The 16318-nt window shown below is 71.1% G+C and carries 13 protein-coding genes and 1 riboswitch; of the genes, 3 read left to right on the top strand and 10 right to left on the bottom strand.

Going from position 1 to position 16318, the window contains the following annotated elements; translation table 11 throughout:
• Positions 1 to 11 precede the first annotated feature (11 nt).
• The 6 genes from ACV530_RS17980 to ACV530_RS17955 all read right to left on the bottom strand — a co-directional run bounded on the left by ACV530_RS17980 (position 12) and on the right by ACV530_RS17955 (position 7757).
• Positions 12 to 785, bottom strand: coding sequence for a thioesterase II family protein (locus tag ACV530_RS17980; protein ID WP_494333522.1), 774 nt, complete (start codon positions 783 to 785; stop codon positions 12 to 14).
• The gene (locus tag ACV530_RS17975; RefSeq protein ID WP_494333521.1) at positions 782 to 2074 is read right to left on the bottom strand and encodes a cytochrome P450; all 1293 of its coding nucleotides are present in this window, start codon (positions 2072 to 2074) and stop codon (positions 782 to 784) included. The genes ACV530_RS17980 and ACV530_RS17975 overlap by 4 nt, the downstream gene beginning before the upstream one ends.
• A complete protein-coding gene (locus ACV530_RS17970) occupies positions 2071 to 3882 on the bottom strand; it encodes an amino acid adenylation domain-containing protein (protein WP_494333520.1) in 1812 nt (603 codons plus the stop codon). Before ACV530_RS17970 ends, ACV530_RS17975 begins: the two co-directional genes overlap by 4 nt.
• Complete coding sequence (locus ACV530_RS17965; protein ID WP_494333519.1) at positions 3879 to 4640, bottom strand: hypothetical protein; 762 nt, start codon at positions 4638 to 4640, stop codon at positions 3879 to 3881. The genes ACV530_RS17970 and ACV530_RS17965 overlap by 4 nt, the downstream gene beginning before the upstream one ends.
• Entirely contained in the window at positions 4633 to 6408 is a 1776-nt protein-coding gene (locus tag ACV530_RS17960; RefSeq protein ID WP_494333518.1) for a non-ribosomal peptide synthetase, read from the bottom strand. The genes ACV530_RS17965 and ACV530_RS17960 overlap by 8 nt, the downstream gene beginning before the upstream one ends.
• Before the next feature lie 95 nt (positions 6409 to 6503).
• Positions 6504 to 7757 carry an MFS transporter gene (locus ACV530_RS17955; protein WP_494333517.1) on the bottom strand — a complete coding sequence of 418 codons (1254 nt, stop codon included), beginning with the start codon at positions 7755 to 7757 and terminating at the stop codon, positions 6504 to 6506.
• A 458-nt stretch (positions 7758 to 8215) separates the two neighbouring features.
• Here ACV530_RS17955 and ACV530_RS17950 point away from each other — a divergent pair, with 458 nt between their 5' ends.
• Positions 8216 to 8917 carry an SDR family oxidoreductase gene (locus tag ACV530_RS17950; RefSeq protein WP_494333516.1) on the top strand — a complete coding sequence of 234 codons (702 nt, stop codon included), beginning with the start codon at positions 8216 to 8218 and terminating at the stop codon, positions 8915 to 8917.
• A gap of 99 nt (positions 8918 to 9016) precedes the next feature.
• Positions 9017 to 10096 carry a polyprenyl synthetase family protein gene (locus ACV530_RS17945; RefSeq protein ID WP_494333515.1) on the top strand — a complete coding sequence of 360 codons (1080 nt, stop codon included), beginning with the start codon at positions 9017 to 9019 and terminating at the stop codon, positions 10094 to 10096.
• Between the two features lie 24 nt (positions 10097 to 10120).
• On the opposite strand, the gene ACV530_RS17940 is transcribed toward ACV530_RS17945, so the two are convergent.
• The 3 genes from ACV530_RS17940 to ACV530_RS17930 form a co-directional block, all read right to left on the bottom strand.
• Entirely contained in the window at positions 10121 to 12652 is a 2532-nt protein-coding gene (locus ACV530_RS17940; protein ID WP_494333514.1) for a bifunctional lysylphosphatidylglycerol flippase/synthetase MprF, read from the bottom strand.
• Complete coding sequence (locus ACV530_RS17935; RefSeq protein ID WP_494333513.1) at positions 12649 to 13965, bottom strand: alpha/beta hydrolase; 1317 nt, start codon at positions 13963 to 13965, stop codon at positions 12649 to 12651. The genes ACV530_RS17940 and ACV530_RS17935 overlap by 4 nt, the downstream gene beginning before the upstream one ends.
• Before the next feature lie 152 nt (positions 13966 to 14117).
• Entirely contained in the window at positions 14118 to 15002 is an 885-nt protein-coding gene (locus ACV530_RS17930; protein WP_494333512.1) for a TolB family protein, read from the bottom strand.
• Between the two features lie 51 nt (positions 15003 to 15053).
• On the opposite strand from ACV530_RS17930, the gene ACV530_RS17925 reads away from it, so the two are divergent.
• Entirely contained in the window at positions 15054 to 15452 is a 399-nt protein-coding gene (locus ACV530_RS17925) for a YchJ family protein (protein ID WP_494333511.1), read from the top strand.
• A 48-nt stretch (positions 15453 to 15500) separates the two neighbouring features.
• Here the strand turns inward: ACV530_RS17925 and ACV530_RS17920 are convergent, their stop codons facing one another.
• Positions 15501 to 15974 (bottom strand): C40 family peptidase, encoded by a 474-nt coding sequence (locus tag ACV530_RS17920; RefSeq protein WP_494333510.1) that lies wholly within the window; start codon positions 15972 to 15974, stop codon positions 15501 to 15503.
• A 5-nt stretch (positions 15975 to 15979) separates the two neighbouring features.
• A riboswitch (cyclic di-AMP (ydaO/yuaA leader) is annotated at positions 15980 to 16131 on the bottom strand.
• Between the last annotated feature and the right edge of the window lie 187 nt (positions 16132 to 16318).

Here is a 16318-nt window from a genome sequence, read left to right as displayed (position 1 = left end):
CCTCTCGGTGTTCAGTGGGATGCCGCCGCGGCGACCGCGCCGGCCATGCCGTCGGCGAGCTCGTCGACCAGCGGGCCCGGGGCGCGCAGGAACGCGTGGTGGTCTCCCGGCAGCACTTTCCGCTCGCACTGCCCGGCCGGGGCACACGCCGCCCAGCCGGTCATGCGCTCCGGTTCGACCTCCTGGTCGTCGCGCCAGCCGAGCAGGCGGATGCGGGTGGGCAGGACGACCGGCGCGGGGGTCCGGTACGCGCGGTTCGCCGCGAGGTCCGCCGTCATGACGCGCAGTCCCAGGTCGATCAGGTCCGGCACCGGCTCCGAGCCCATGAGCCTGGTGAGGCGCTCCAGTTCGGCCCGCAGCTCCGTCTCGTCCATCGTGAGGTAGCGACCGTACGGGCCCTCGTGCGGGGCCACCTGGGAGGAGATGAAGAGCAGGTCGGGGACCGGCATGCCGAGTCCGGCCAGCCGGTGCGCCGTCGCGAAGGCCGCGAGAGCGCCTCCGCAGTGGCCGAAGAAGCCGAACGGCCGGTCGAGGTGGGGCAACAGGGCCTGGGCGAGCTCTTCGGCCAGTGCCTCGTAGGTGTCGAAGGGCTCCTCCCTCACCCGGTTCTCGCGGCCCGGCAACTGGATGCGGCAGATCTCGGCCGGCCCCACCCTGCCGGGCCACTTGTTGTACATCGACGCGCCGACCCCGGAGTACGGAAAGCAGAACAGCCGGGCCGGGGCGTCCGCGCTCGGGGTGCGCAGCAGCCATTTCTTCTTCTGCGGTTTCTGCCGCGGGGTCATGCGAGTACCTCCGGACGGGGCAGCGGCGCGTGGGCGGCCAGAGCTTCGGCCGCGCCGTCGCGCAGGACGGCCGTCACGGGCAGGGAACTGATCCCCGCCACGAAGTTGGACTTCAGATGGCCGACCGGACCGGCGGGCCGGAACTCGGCCACATGCCGGACGATCTCCTCGAACATCACGCGCAGGGCGATTCGGGCCAGCGGTGCCCCGATGCAGTAGTGCGGGCCGAAGCCGAAGGCCACATGCCGGTTCGGGCTGCGGTCGACGGCGAAGCGGTACGGGTCGGGGAAGACCGAGGCGTCCCGGTTCGCCGAACCCAGCCAGGCCACCACGGCGTCGCCGCGGGCGATCCGTACGCCGTTCTGCTCGGTGTCCTCGACGGCGTGCCGCATGAAGTGATTGGCGGGCGAGGACCAGCGCAGCCCCTCCTCCACCGCACTGGTCACCAGCGCCGGTTCGGCCTGCAGACGGCGGTACTGGTCAGGGTGCTCCATCAGGGCCACCACGGTCGCCGCGAGGGCGTGCGGGGTGGTGACGTTCGCCCCCAGCAGCAGGCTGTAGCAGTTGTAGACCAGCTCGTCCTGGCGCAGCGGGCGCCCGTCCGCCTTCATCCGGAGCAGGAAACCGGTGAGGTCGTCGCCGGGCGCGGCCGAGACGGTGCGCACCCGCCGCGCGAAGTACTCGAACAGCTCATGGTGGGCGGACAGCAGAGTCGTGTGCCCCCCGCCGTCCCGGAACGCCGGGTCCTCGGGAGCGATCGCCATCGTGGTCAGCCGGGCCAGCCGGGCCCAGTCCTCCTCGGGCAGGCCCATCAGCGCCCCCGTGAACGCCATGGGAAAGGCCGTGGCGGCCTGTGCCAGGTCCAGCGCGCCGTCGGCGAGCGGCGCCAGCAACCGCAGCACCACCTCGCGGATGCGCGGCTCCCAGTGCGCGAGGGCACGGGCCGACAGCGCCTTGCCCATCGGCTCGCGCAGCGCGGTGTGCACGGGCGGGTCGCTGGCCGCCATCATCAGACCGCCGGCCGGGTCCGCTGACCCCAGGATGGACAGCAGCGTGCCGCGCTGTGAGGTGTACCGGGTGTGGTCGCGCAGCACGTCGTTGACGTCGTGGTAGGTGGTCACCGACCAGAAGGACCGGCCGTCGGGCAGGGTCTGACGGTGGACCGGGGCCCGCTCGCGCAGCGCATGCCAGACGGTGTGCGGGTCACCCGAGGCATACAGCTCGGGGTCGGCGAGGTCAACAGTGTCCAGCGCGATGTCCGCGGTGTGTCCGGGGCGACCGGTCCTCATCGGGCCACCTCCCCCAACTCATCGACCAGTGCGGCGAGTTCGGCGACCGTGGGGTTCTCGTAGAAGGACCGGGCGGTGACGAACACACCCCGGACGCTGCCGATCTCCCCGGTGATCGCGGCGGCGACGAGGGAGTGCCCGCCCAGGTCGAAGAAGTCGTCGTCCACACCGACCTGGTCGATCTCCAGTAGGTCGCACCAGAGTTGCGCCAGCCACTGCTCCAGCTCGCCTTCGGGCAGTCGCAGCGGCACGTCGGTCTCGGGCCTGGCGCGCTCCTCGCGTGCGGCCAGGGCGCGCCGGTCGACCTTGCCCGCGGCACCGAGCGGCAGCCTGTCCAGCTGGACGAAGGTGCCGGGCACCAGATGGGCGGGCAGCTGTCCGGCCAGGGTGCGCCGTATGCCGGGCAGGTGCAGCGGCTGATCCCCCGTCAGGTAGGCGACGAGGGCACGCTCTCCGGCCGGCCGGGTCCGGGCGACGACCGCACTGTCACCGACGCCGGGCAGCGCGCGCAGCGCCGCCTCCACCTCGCCGGGTTCCACCCTGAATCCGCGGATCTTGACCTGTCCGTCCACGCGCCCGTGGAACTCCAGCACCCCGTCCGGCCGCCGCAGGGCCAGGTCGCCGGTGCGGTACAGGCGAGCGCCCGGAGTACGCGAGAAGGGGTCGGGGACGAACCGCTCGGCGGTGGCCGCCGGCCGGCCCAGGTAACCGTGGGCGACACCCGTGCCGCCCGCGTACAGCTCCCCCACGGTGTCGTCGGCCACGGGGCGCAACCGCTCGTCGAGCAGATGCACCTCGGTACCGGGGATCGGGCGCCCGATGGGCACCGGGTGCGGAGAGACCGCCTCGGTCACGGCGTGGCAGCACGTGAACGTCGTGTTCTCGGTCGGGCCGTAACCGTTCACCAGCGTCATTCCGGGGAAAGCCGCGAGCATCGTGTCCACGTGCCGGGGCGAGAGGACATCGCCGCCCGCGAGCAGCCTGCGGACTTTGGCCAGCCGGGGGTCGGGCCGCTCCGCCACCAGGTGGAACAGTCCGGCGGTCAGCCACATCGCGGTGACCCCCTCCGCCTCGACCACCTCGGCGAGCCGTTCCGGGGTCACCTCGCCGGCCGGGAACACCGCCAGCCGAGCGCCGTTCAGCAGTGGCGCCCACAGTTCCAGCGTCGACGCGTCGAACGCGGCGGGCGCCAGGTGCAGCACCACGTCCCCGGGCCCGACCGGCAGCACGTCGCTGTCCCTGACCAGGCGCAGTACCGCGCCGTGCGGCACCAGCACGCCTCTGGGCTCCCCGGTGGTGCCCGAGGTGTAGGCGAGGTACGCCGGGTCCCGGTCGCCGCCCGGGGGAACGGCCGGCAGCGCGGGGCCGGTGCCGGCCGGCGGGTCCGCGGCGTCGAGGGAGTCCAGGTACACCGGCTTCACCTCGGCGAGCAGTTCAGCGGGCGCCTCCGGCCGGGTGACCAGCAATCCGGCACCGGAGTCCCGCAGCAGCGCCGCCGCCCGGGCGGCAGGCTCGCCCGGGTTCAGCGCCACATGGAAGCCGCCGGTCTTCAGCACCGCGAGCAGGGAGACGACCAGCTCCGGTGAGCGCTCCAGCCGGACGCCCACCGGTTGGCCGGGCCCGGCGCCGAGGCCACGGAGCCGGGCGGCCAGCGCGTCGGCCGCGGCGTCCAGCTGCGCGTACGTCAGAACGGTGCCGTCACAGCTGAGTGCCGGGGCCCTGGGGGTCACACGGGCCTGAGCCGTGAAGCGGCCGTGCACGGTGGCCCGGCCGTCGTTCCGGATCACGGAGCCCTGGTGCTGGTTCATGCCGTGTCCCTTCCTGGCGAGTTCGAGACGTGGGTGCCGGGGCGGGCGAGCGCGGTCCACGTGCTGGCCGCGCTCGCCAGCAGCTCCGCCGCGGCGTTGTAGAGGGCGCTGTCCACCCGGAGCAGCCGGCCGCTGACGGCGCCGCGTCTGGCCACCACCACGCATGGTTCACCGGCTCGCGGCGCGCGCAGCACGACGGCGGTCATCCGGCTCAGCAGCCGGGGGCGGGACAGCGGGTCGTCGGTCCAGCCGCCGGGGCAGTCGAGTGCACTCCACACGAGTTCGGCCGGGACCGGGGTGCCGGCGGCCGCCCCCTCGGCGGCCGGGGTCCAGGGGCCGGCCACGGTGCCCGGCATCCCGTCGACCGGCCCGGGGGCCAGCCCCAGGCCGTCCCGGGCGGGCCGACTGTCCCCGCACGCGAAGCAGGTGGGGAACGGGTGGCCGGCTCGCCCCGTGAAGCGGGCCGAGGCCTGTCGCGCGGCGGCCGGGTCCACGGCGGGCGGCGGATCGGCGGGCGTACGGCCGGACGCGACCGTGGCGACCAGCCGGGTGCCGTGCGTCACCGTCGACCTCCGGGTGCCGGGGACAAAGGTCAGCGGCTCGTCCAGCGGGATGGGCTCGGCCAGGGTCACGGTGGCGATCGCGCCCTGATGCGCGGCCGCGAGAGCGGCGAACCGGCCGGAGACGTACCCGCCGTGCCCGGAGTCCGGCGGCCCGTTGTACCGGGCCGGGATCCGCAGTTCCTGTCGCTCAGCCAACGCCGGCCCTTTCCCGCTCGGCGACCGCCTCGTCCACGACGGCGGCGAACCGCGCCAGGGTCGGTGCGTCGAACACCGTCCGGGCCTGCAGCCGTACCCGGAACCTGGCCCGGACACGGGCGATCAGCCGCATGGCGAGCAGCGACTGTCCGCCCAGCGACAGGAAGTCGGAGTCGCGTCCGATGCGTTCGGCCCGGAGCAGGTCCTGCCAGATCCGGGCGACGGTCCGCTCGGTCTCGGTGCGCGGGGCCTGGTACGGCGGCTCGCCGGGTGCGGCCGGCGGATCCTGGGCGGCGTGCCGGGCCAGCTCGAGGCGGTCGATCTTCCCGCTGGCCAGCCGGGGCAGCGCCGGGTGCCGCCGATAGGTTTCGGGGATGGCGGCGGAGACCAGGCGCTGTGCGAGGAAGCTGCGCAGCGCGGCGTCGTCGGGCATCTTCCCACCGGTCACCACGTGGGCGACGAGGCGGACGCCGCCGTGCTGCGGGTTCTCCACCGCGACCACGGCCGCCTGGCCGACCTCGGGGTGCAGCAGCAGGGCGTGTTCGACGTCGGAGGGCTCCACGCGAACCCCCCGGATCTTGACCTGGTGATCCACCCGCCCGAGGAACTCGAGAGCCCCGTCCGGCCGTTCGCACACGAGGTCGCCGGTCCGGTAGAGCCGGCCGCCGGGGGCACCGTACGGGTCGGGCACGAAGCGCGCGGCGGTCGCGGCGGCGGCCCCCGCGTATCCCCAGGCCACGCTGGCACCGCCGATCAGGAGCTCACCCGGGGTACCGGCCGGAACCGGAACTCCGGCCACGTCGGCGACCACGGCGTGCACACCGTCGACAGGGCGGCCGATCGGCATGGCTTCCAGCGCCTCGTCCCCGGGGCCGATCTCGTGGGTGAGGACATCGATACAGGTCTCGGTGGGGCCGTACTGATTGAAGATCCGGGCACCCGTCAGCTCCAGGACCCGGCGGATCAGGTCGCCGGGCAGCCGCTCGCCCGCGATCAGCAGATAGCGGAGCGACGCCAGGGCGGCGGCCCCGCCCTCGGCCGTGAACTCCCGCAGCAGGGAGGGGACGGAGTGCATCACGGTGACCCGGTGGCGGTCCATCAGGGCCGCCAGTTCCCGGGGGTCGGCCTCGGTGCCTTCGGGGGCGACGAGCAGGGTGGCGCCGAAGCAGAGGGGCGCGAGCACCACCCAGAACGAGCAGTCGAAAACCAGTGATCCCCAGTGGACGACAGTGTCGTCGGAGCCGATGGGGTAGCGGGTCTGTCCCCACAAGAAGCGGTTCTGCACGGCGCTGTGCGGCACTTGCACCGGCTTCGGCCGTCCCGAGGAGCCGGAGGTGTGCAGCACGTACGCGAGGTCCGCCGGCCCCGGACCGGGCGGTGCCTCCCGGTCCGGGGCCCGGTCCACGGACAGCAGGTCGTCGAGGCGCAGTGCGTCGGGGAAGAGTGCCGCTCCCTCGGCGTCGGCGAGGACGGCGGCGGGCGCGAGCCGTGCCACGTTCTCGCGTACGGCCGTGGCGGCCTGGCGCACGTCGAAGGGCGCCACCGCGGCTCCGGACGCGAGAACGCCGACCAGAGCCAGCACCTGGTCCACGGAACGGACGGAGCACAGCGCCACGGTGTCTCCCGGCCGGATCCCCGCGCCGCGCAGGACATGTGCGGCGCGGGTGGCCACCGCGGCCAGTTCCGCATAGGTGAACCGGCGGATTCCGTCGGTCAGGGCCACCGCGCCGGGCCGGCGCGCACTCGCCTCACATATCAGATCCCACACCGTTACCTTTGAATGAGCATGACAAAGAAAACTCTGTGCAGTCACCATGACCCCCGTTTCGGGAAGCTGTGGCGGAAAGGAGAAGGAGGAACGGGTCAGGCTGGATTCACTGTGGCGCTCTCATCAGGACCGAAAACCGGCGCACGCAGATTCCGTACGGCCGGAAACATCAGCACGGCGGAATTGGCAAGAATCTGCCAGCCGACACCGACGGCCAATACCAGGCCGATACTGGTGGATTCGGCCAGCGGACCGGCGAGGGCGAGCCCGATCGGTCCTACCGAATAGGCACCGAAGGTTACGTACGACATGACCCGGGACAGGCTGTCCGCGGGGACGTGCCGCTGAATCGTCGTCATCCAGAGGCTGTTGAACACGGCGCTCGACACACCGGCCAGGAGTGCCGCGGCACACACCGTCCACAGCGGGGCGCGGACCGCGAGGGCCGCCGAGGGCGCCGCCCACAGAAAGGTGATCAAAGTGGTCACGACCAGCGGACGGGACGGCCGTCGGCCGAGCAGCAGCAGGCCGCCGAGCAAGGACCCCCCGCCGAAAGTGCCGACGATCAGGCCCCATGCCTCGGGTCCGCCGTAGCCGCGTTCCGCCGAGACAGGGCCGAGTACCAGGTAGGGAGCCCACACGATCAGATTGAACAGGGTGAACTGGAGCGTGACGGTCCACAACCAGGTGTGGGCCGAGAAGGCCCGCCATCCGGCCCGCAGTTCGGCCACCATGGAACTGTTGCCGAGGCCGGGGGCCCGGTCGCCGACCCGCAACATGAGCAGGGCAACGATGCTGGCCAAGTAGCTGAAGGCGTCCACCAGCAGTACGGTGGCCGCCGACGTGACCGCGACCAGTACGCCCGCGAGAGCCGGCCCGCCCACGCTCGCGGCCGACTGGGCCATCCCGAGCCAGGAGTTGGCCTCGGGCAGCCGGTCCTTCGGGGAGAGCTCGGGGATCAGACCATCGAACGAGGGCCGGAACAGGGCCTCGCCGAGCCCACCGCAGGCGGCGAGCACGAGAATCGTCCACAACGGGACGGGCCCGGCCAGGAACAGCACGGCCAGGGCGCCCTGACTGAGAGCGCGGACAGAGTCGGCCACCAGCATCACCAGGCGCCGCGGCAGCCGGTCACCGAGCACGCCACCGCCCAGCAGAAACAGCACCATCGGGATGATACGGGCGGCGAGTACGAGACTCAGATCGGTGGGAGATCCCCCGTTGTGCAGGACCGCGAAAGCAAGTGCCACGGACGCCATGGAGGTGCCGAGGTTGGACGTGACGTAGCCGGCGAAGAAGACAGAGAAATCGCGGTCACGAAAAACTGCGAAACGCTCTCGGGATCCCATCAGCGACCGATCCCGGCCATGAGAGAAGAACCCTGCGGGGCAACTGTACGCACGGACACGAAAGCCTTTCGTGCGGCGGACAACTCATTGGTTGAACGATCACGAGCCTATGCATCCCCGACGACCGACGTCAACCATGATCGTTGTGGGCGGGATGGGCTGTTTATCACCCCCTTTTGTGAGATCAGGGAGAAGAACCCACCGACTTTCGGCCACATCGGCGCCTTCAGCTCCTGTTTCCAGCCAGCCGGCCAACTGACCAAATTTCGCCCCTCATTGGCTGGATACTGCCTGGCCGATTCTGTACACGCACGTCGAACAATGCTGACCCAGCGAACCGCAGATCGAGGAGAAACCTTGTCCTGTCCGGGCGAAAGTGGCTGGATCACATCCTGGGCGATGTTCAAGGCCGTCCTTGCGATGGGCGGGACCACAGGCGGCAGGGCAGGATCTCGGGCATGACAAAACCCATAGCTGTTGTGACCGGCGCCAGTAGCGGGATTGGGCTCGCTTCCGCACGCCGCCTGGCTTCCGATGGATTCGACGTTGTTGTCGCCGCACGCCGAATTGACAGACTCGAAACCTTGGCGGACGAGATCGGGGGGCGAGCGATCCGGCTGGATGTCACGGACGCCCGGTCGGTTGCGGAGTTGGCCGAGTCGGTGTCCGTCTGCAAAGTGCTCGTGAACAACGCGGGATGTTCACTGAGTGTGGACCGGATTGCAGACCTTGACCCGGAAGCCTGTCTCCGTATGTACGAGACCAACGCCCTTGGCACGATCCGTGTCACGCAGAGCCTGCTTCCCGCGCTGGTGGCGAGCGGTGACGGGAGGATCATTGTGATCACCTCGCTGACCGGGTACCAGACATACCCCGGCGCCGCGGGCTATGCGTCGGCGAAGTACGGTCAGGTGGCGGTCGCCGATACCCTGCGCAAGGAGATGCAGGGCACGCCTGTACAGGTGACCGAGATCGCCCCCGGCCTGGTGCGCACAGAATTCAACCTCGTGCGATTCGGTGGCGATGAGAAGAGAGCCGAAGAGGCATATGGGGAGATTCAGCCACTCAGCGCTGATGACGTGGCCGACTGCGTGAGTTGGGCAGTGTCCAAACCGGCTGGTGTCAACGTGGAGTTGATCAAGGTATTGCCCAACTTCTGAGCGCATGCCACCGATGCGTCCTGGCCCGAAGGCGCGGCATCTCGGCACCGCTGCCATGCTGGTCCACGACGCCCCCGAGGGAAGGCCTCCCGAACACCTATGAACAGCAGCACCCTGACCGCCGTGGAACGTGCCGCCGGGCACCGGCGACGGTTCGACCGGTACTTCGAGAAGTACTTCGCCGAGCTCTCTCTCGAGGTCGACAGCCCACCGCTGAGCCGCTTCGCTCCTCGTTGTCTGGATCTGCTGGCGCAAGTGTCGCTGCGCGGCGGCAAACGGATACGGGTGGCTCTGGTCCACGAAGCGGCCCGCCTGGTGACCGAGGACGAGGTACCGGGCCTGATGGAGGCGGCGCTGAGCACCGAGTTGCTCCAGACCCACGCGCTCATCCTCGATGACATCATCGACGACTCGCCGGTGCGCCGCGGCGGGCCCTCGACCTACTACGCCTACCGCGACGACTTTCCCGAACACCCGCAGACCGCGCTGGGGCTGGCTCTCATGGCCGGCGATCTCGCCGGGTTCCTGGCCCTGCGCGCCCTGCTCCGGGCAGACGTCCCCGCCGAGCGCAGACTCGCCATGCTGGACGTCCAGTTCGCCATGTCCACCGACACCGTCATGGGCCAGGTCCTCGACCTGGAACGCGACCTGCATCCCTCCCCCGATGAGCGACTGCTCGACACTGTCAGCGAGTACAAGACAGGCCATCAGACCATCTTCGCGCCCATGGCCCTGGGGCTCCTGGCTGCCGGCGAGGACCCGGCCGAGCACAAGACGAGCTTGCGCCGGTACGCCACGCTGGCCGGTATATCCGGCCAGATGCGGGACGACTACCTCGACCTCTTCGGGAACCCGGACATCACGGGGAAGCCTGCCGGCAGCGACGTGCGGGCCGGCCGCCACACCTACGCCGTCCGGGCCCTGCTGGCTGCCACCGATGGAGGCGACCATGCCACTGTCACGGCCGCACTCGGCGACCCGGACTGCACACCCCGGACCGTCGAACACATCCGTGACATCGCCCACCGTCACGACGTACACGTCACGTTGCAGGAGAGCATCGAGCGGTATGCGAAGGCCGCTTCCGCCGAAGCCGCGTCATGGCGTTCCCACTGGCGTGCGGAGGCCGTTGCGCTCTTCGAGCAACTTCCCTGGTGGGCCGCCCGGCGAAGCCACTAGCGAGCGCCTGCCCCCCGATGCGCCCTAGCCCGAGAACTGCCGCATCATCCTCACTCCCTGAACTGCCGTCACATGCGGCAGATACGCCTTCCCGATCGCCCGCGTGATGGCGGGCAGCGCGGCCGGGTCCGGGTAGGCCATGTACATCGGCCGGTACTGGGGCTGGAACTTGGCCTTGAAGTTGAGCAACGACCGGAATCCGTAGACCGGTTCGAGCACCTTGCCCGCGTGGTCCAGCATGCGCTGCAGCGCGGCGGGCGGCTCCGCCGTGGCCGTACGGGCCAGCGGGGCGCCCGAGAGGCTGAGGAAGCGCGCCCCCTCCTCCTTGAAGCCGAGGGCGGCCGACGCGATCAGGAATTCCATCGAGCCGCGGAAGCCGCTCGCCCTGCGGCGCATGAAGTCCAGTGTCCAGCCGATCGGTTCGCCGCGCTCGTACACCGGCATCCAGCTGGTGATGCCGTGCACCGTCCGGTCGGCGTCCACGGCGAGCAGGCAGCGCACCGCCGGGTCGTCGAGCTCGTCGAGGCCGCCCAGGGTGAAGCCCATCTCCGGCAGCCCCTTGTCGGCGACCCACTCCTCGGAGATGGAGCGCACCTGGTCGGTGAGGGCGACGGGGGCCTCGGGGTAGGCCCACCACTCGGCGGTGATCCCTTGCTTCCCGGCCTTGTTGAGGGCGGTCCGTACGTCCTGCCACTTCTTTCCCGTGAAGGCGAGGTCGGGGAGCGGCACCACGGTGTCCTCGGCGACCTGGACGGACCGCCAGCCCAACCGCTCGGCCGCCGCCCGGGTTTCGGCTCCCGCGCTGTAGAAGCAGGGGGTCCAGCCGCGCTCGTCGCAGTACCGGGCGAAGCCGGCGACGGCGTCCGCCCGTGCCTCCGGCACGCCGAACGGGTCGCCGGTCGTCAGGGCCACGGTGGCGATCACCCGGTAGGCGACGGCGGCCCGGCCCGCATCGTCGAACCAGTAGTAGTTGCCGTCCCAGGTGGTGAGGTAGGAGAGCGTCGATCCGCCGTGCGCGGTGAGCAGTTCACGGGCGCGGACGGCCGCGTCGGCGTCGGTGTGCAGCCGGGGCCGCCGGAAGGTGACGAGCAGCGCGACCAGGGTGACGGCCCAGAACAGCAGCCCGCAGTACTGGTACAGGGCCTGCGCGGTGCCGCCCACGGGCACGGGCCAGTCGGCGAAGTAGCCGAGGAAGGCCGGGGGCAGGAACTCCGAGACGAGCCCGGCGAAGAGCCGTCCGAGCGTGGCGTCCGGGTCGTACTGGTCGCGTACGGCGTAGCCGATGCCCACGTACGCGGCGCAGGCCAGCAGCAGGGCGCCGCCCACCACGAGGACCGTCCCGCGGAGCGCGGACCGCGGCAGGCGCAGGGGGAAGCGGGCCCGGGTGAGCGCGAGCAGGAGCAGGACGAGGACGGGCAGCAGCATCTGTTCGGCGAGGGCCTGGAGATAGCCGGTGTGCTCGGCGGACACGGTGACGTAGTCGGACGGGGTGCTGAGGAATTCGTGCAGCCACTCGACGAACACGGCGATCCAGGCCAGCTGCACCAGCACCGCCAGCCCCCAGGCCAGGCGCAGCCCGCGGCGCAGTCCCTCGGCGAGGACGAGCAGCAGCAGGGGCAGCAGGACGGACAGGACGAGGGCGGGCGAGTTGTAGAAGTGCTGTACGGCGTGCACGGCGTGGCAGTACTGGGCGGAGACCTTGCAGGTGTCCGCGACCTCCTGGGCGGTGGGCCGGACGCTGACGTACAGGTCGCCGAAGGAGTTGAAGGGGCCGTAGGCGTCCTTGTAGAGGATGGCGACCATGGGCCCGACCGCGGAGGCCGCCACGACGAGGGCGACCAGCACCCGGGCCTCGGTGTGGGAGGAGTGGCGCAGCCGCAGGGGCCCTCGGCGGCGGTACAGCACGGCGCCCGCGACGAGCCCCACGACCGCGCCGCCGAGCCGGAGCATGCCCTGGAGGTGGCCCACGTACAGGGCCATCACCAGGGCGAAGGCGACGACGCCGAGCCGCATGCGGCGGCGCCACAGGGCGGTGAGACGGTAGCTGAGGGCGGCGCCGACGGCGAGCGCGCCCACGGTCGGCGTGACCGTGAGGTCGTCCGTCAGGGTGGCCAGCCACTGTTCGCCGGCGAGGGAGCCGAGTTTCACGGCGCCGATGCCCAGCAGCGTGCCGAGGATCTGTCCGCCGAGCAGGGTCCCGGCGGTGCGGGCGACGCCGAGGCGGCGTTCGGAGGGGGTGACCAGCACCAGGGTGAGCACGGTCGCCGCGAGGTAGCCGCCGAGTCCGGGGCACCACAGCAGCGAGCTCGCCGGTGTCCACCAGCGGCCCTCGGCGAGTGCGGGCACCCCGGCCCCGACCCGGTCCAGCCGGTGCGGACTGGGACCGGAACCGATGCTTCCGGTGACCGCGCCCACGATCCACAGCACCGCGAGGAAGCCGAGGGTGAACGGGGCGTGGCGGACGGGGAGGAGCAGCCGGTCGAAGGTGGTGCGCCAGGCATGCCTGGCGTCGCCGACCGTGGGCGCCGGGGCGGGGGCGGTCGCGGGGGCGGTCATGGGATCAGCCCGGTCCGGCCGGCGATCCAGGGCAGTTGCCGCTCCAGGCCGGGGCGCCACACCTGCCAGCTGTGGCCGCCGGGCAGCAGGACCCACTCGGCCCGCATCCCCGCTCGGACCGCGGCGTCGTAGACCTTCTGCTGCTGGGGCCGGTAAGTGCTGTCGTCGCTGCCCGCGACGAACGCGGCGCTGGTGTCGGGGAACCTCTGGCGGGCCATCACATCGAGCGGATTGACCCGGGCGAAGGCCGCCGCGTCGCCGCCGAAGGCCTTGTCGACCGTCTTGGCCGGGCTGCCGAGGGTGGGGGCGTCCTGGCCCGAGATGTCGTTGACGACCCCGTAGACCTGCGGCGCGTTGACGCCGAGCTGGAGGGAGCATGTGCCGCCGAAGGAGATGCCGGAGACGACCCACGAGGTGCGGGGCGCGGCGACCTGGAGGTGGGCCCGGATCCAGCCGGGGACGTCCTCGGCGAGGTAGGTCTGGACGTTGCCGAGCCGGGAGTCGAGGCAGAGCGTGTTGGCGAACTGCGAGCCGAGCGGGTCCACGACGACGACCACGGGGGCGAGCCCGCGGTGGCCGGCGGCGAAGGTGTTCATCATGTCCACCAGGCGGCCGGAGTTGATCCAGTCGTCCGGTGAGCCCGGCTGCCCGGCCATGAGCACGATCACCGGCAGCAGGGGGCGGGGGCTGGTGCGGTAGGCGGGCGGCAGCCAGACGTACGCGTCACGGGCCTTGAAGCCGGACTTCGTGCCGGGGATGGGGGTCCTGGAGAGCGTGCCGTCCTTCGGCAGGTCCGGCGGTGGCTGCCACACGTCGGAGACCGCCTTGCCCGGCGGGACGACGAGGGCGGGTTCCGTGGTGCCGGTGGCCTCGGCGAGCCGGGTGGTCTTCTGCAGCCAGGTGTTCAGGGCGGAACGTGCCGTCGGGTACTGGTCGAAGTGCCGGTTGATCTGCGAGGCGCCGAGCAGGACGACGAGGGCGCCGGCCAGCGCGGCACCGGCCCAGTGGCGCGGCCGGAGCAGGGGGATCCGGAAGAGGGCGAGGCACACGCCCAGGACGGCGACGCCCGTCCAGAACACGACGCCGGCGGGCAGGGGGTCGGGGAAGGGCTGGAGCCAGTCGTCCACGGCCACCTGGCCCAGCCAGGTGAGCAGGGCGGCGAGCAGTACGGCCACGGGAGCCCAGCGGACCCACCACCGGCGCTGCCGGGAGAAGAACAGCAGGGCCAGGGCACAGAGGCCGACGACCAGAACGGCGACCGGAATCCATCCGGTCACCAGGGACCAGTCCAGCGGGCCTGCCGCCATCCGCATCCGTCGCACCACGTCCGTACGTGTTCTTCGGGCGAACGGGTCGCGCTGTCTCGAGCGGCGGCTTCCCACGGGAGGCCGGATGGACGTTCCGCGCCATCCACCCGTTCACCGAAAATGCTACTGACCGGGAGGTATCCGGCAACTCGGAAGGTTCAGGTCCGTGGTGCGGGGATCCGCCACAGCGAGGTCGGCCGGTCGCCGCCGCCGGGGGACGACTCGAAGGCGATCCACGCCCCGTCCGGCGACCAACTGGGCGCACCGGCATAGGCTGTGAGATCCCCGGTGACCTGGACCGGGGTGCCGCCCGCCGCGGGGATGACGAAGATCTGCGGCAGGTCGAGGCCGCCGTAGGTGGAGGAGAACACCACGGCCTTCCCGTCGGGCGACCAGCTGGGGTCCGTGTGCTCGCCGCCTCCGGTGATCAGCGTGCTCGGCGGCCCGGTGCCGTCGGCGTGCAGGAGGCGGAGCCCCCAGTCGCCGCTGCCCGTCCGCTGCTGGAAGACCAGCCGGTCGTCCGTGGGCGACCAGTTGGGCTCGCGGTTGTCCGTGCCGGGCCCGGTCGGCAGGAGGACCGTCGGGGATCCGTCGCGCCTGGTCTTGCGGAGGGAGCCGGGCCCGGGGGCGGTGTCGCTCTCCACGCTCTCCTGGAAGACGATCCATTCCCCGTCCGGCGAGAAACTGGGCTCCAGGTAGCCGGTGTTGCCGTCGTGCTTCGTGATGCGGGCCGGCTGTCCGCCCGGCTGCAGGGTCCACACCTCGTCGTGGACCTCCCGGTCCCAGGCGAAGACCACTCCCACGGACCGGTTCCAGCTCGCGCCCGGCAGGTTCACGGCTGCTGTGTCCGGCACGTCGAGCAGGGTGCCCGGCGGCCCGGTGCCGTCGAGCGGCAGGACGCGCAGGGCGGCGTCCCCCGTGTTGTAGCCGCTCTTGAACTCCGTGAAGAGGAGCGAGCGGCCGTCCGGGGAGAACGCGGGATTCTGGGCGCTGAGTGTTCCGGTCTGCCGGTAGAGCAGCTCGGCGGTCAGGCTGCTGCGCATACGCCAACGCTAGTGGAGCGGGACGGCCCGGAACAACGGCACAATTGTCCGGTGTCCAAGAACCACGCCATCACGTCCGATGCGCCGTGCCCGTGCGGGCTCGACGCCAGTTACGGGGAATGCTGCGGCAGCCTCCACAGCGGCCGCAAGACGGCGGCCACCGCCGAGCGTCTGATGCGCTCGCGTTACAGCGCCTTCGTCGTCCACGACGCCGCGTATCTGCTCCGCACCTGGCATTCCTCCACGCGGCCGCCGGGCCTGGAATTCGACCCCGGTATGCGGTGGACCGGACTCGATATCCTCGCCACCGGGAACGGCACGGCGTTCCACACCGAGGGCACGGTCGAATTCCGCGCCCATTACCGCGCGCACGGCCACGCGGACTCCCAGCACGAACTCAGCCGCTTTGTGCGGGAGGACGGGAACTGGGTCTACCTGGACGCTGTCTGACGCATGGCCCCGCCGCCGAGGCGGCGGGGCCATACACGGGTCAATGGGTCAGCGGACCCGGCCGTACCAGACGCTGTTGGTCCAGATCTTCTCGAGCCGGACCTTCTTGCCCGTGCCCGGGGCGTGCCAGATCTTGCCGCCGCCGGCGTAGATGCCCACGTGGTAGACGTAGCTGCCGGAGTGGAAGAACACGAGGTCGCCGGTGCTGCGCGAGCCGCGGGAGATGTGGCGGGTGGCGTTGTACTGGTCCTCGGCCACGCGCGGCAGCTTCTTGCCGGCCTTCTTGAACGAGTATTGCGTCAGGCCCGAGCAGTCGAAGCGGTTCGGGCCGGTGGCACCCCACTGGTAGAGGGAGCCCTTCTTCGAGGCCGCGACCTTCACGGCCTTGGCCCCGGGGGTCGCCGCGTCGGCGCTGGCGGCCATGCCCGGCAGGAGAACGGATGCCGCGACGGTGGCGGCGGTAAGGGCCGATGCGGTTCCGGCCCGAGAGATGAGCGCGGGTATTCGAGGCAAGGAAGACATGCCAAAAGCCCTTCGTCATCCGCCTGCGAAAGATGACCTGTCGGGTTCGAACTGGCGAAGTTGCCCGGCCACTTCCGTGGCTTCACCCCTAGAACCACCACCATCGTGGTTCGCCTTGCTTGGGTCTCCCGCTCCTGCCGATCCGCGAATCAGTTCCGTATCCGGAGCGGCGGCAGGACTCGGCGTCCGCCCGGATCGACCCGCCTCGGTGACGGGTGCTGTTGTTCGGAGAAAGATCCTGCACCATCAACCGGCAAAAAACAGAGCCGAAGTGGCTGTCTGTGAGGTTCTTCACGTCGCGGGCGAACGGAATTTGTCGCACCGTATGGCACTCCGGAGGCGGG

The organism is Streptomyces sp. SX-6 (assembly GCF_059089585.1).
This window is presented reverse-complemented; position numbering and strand designations above follow the sequence as displayed.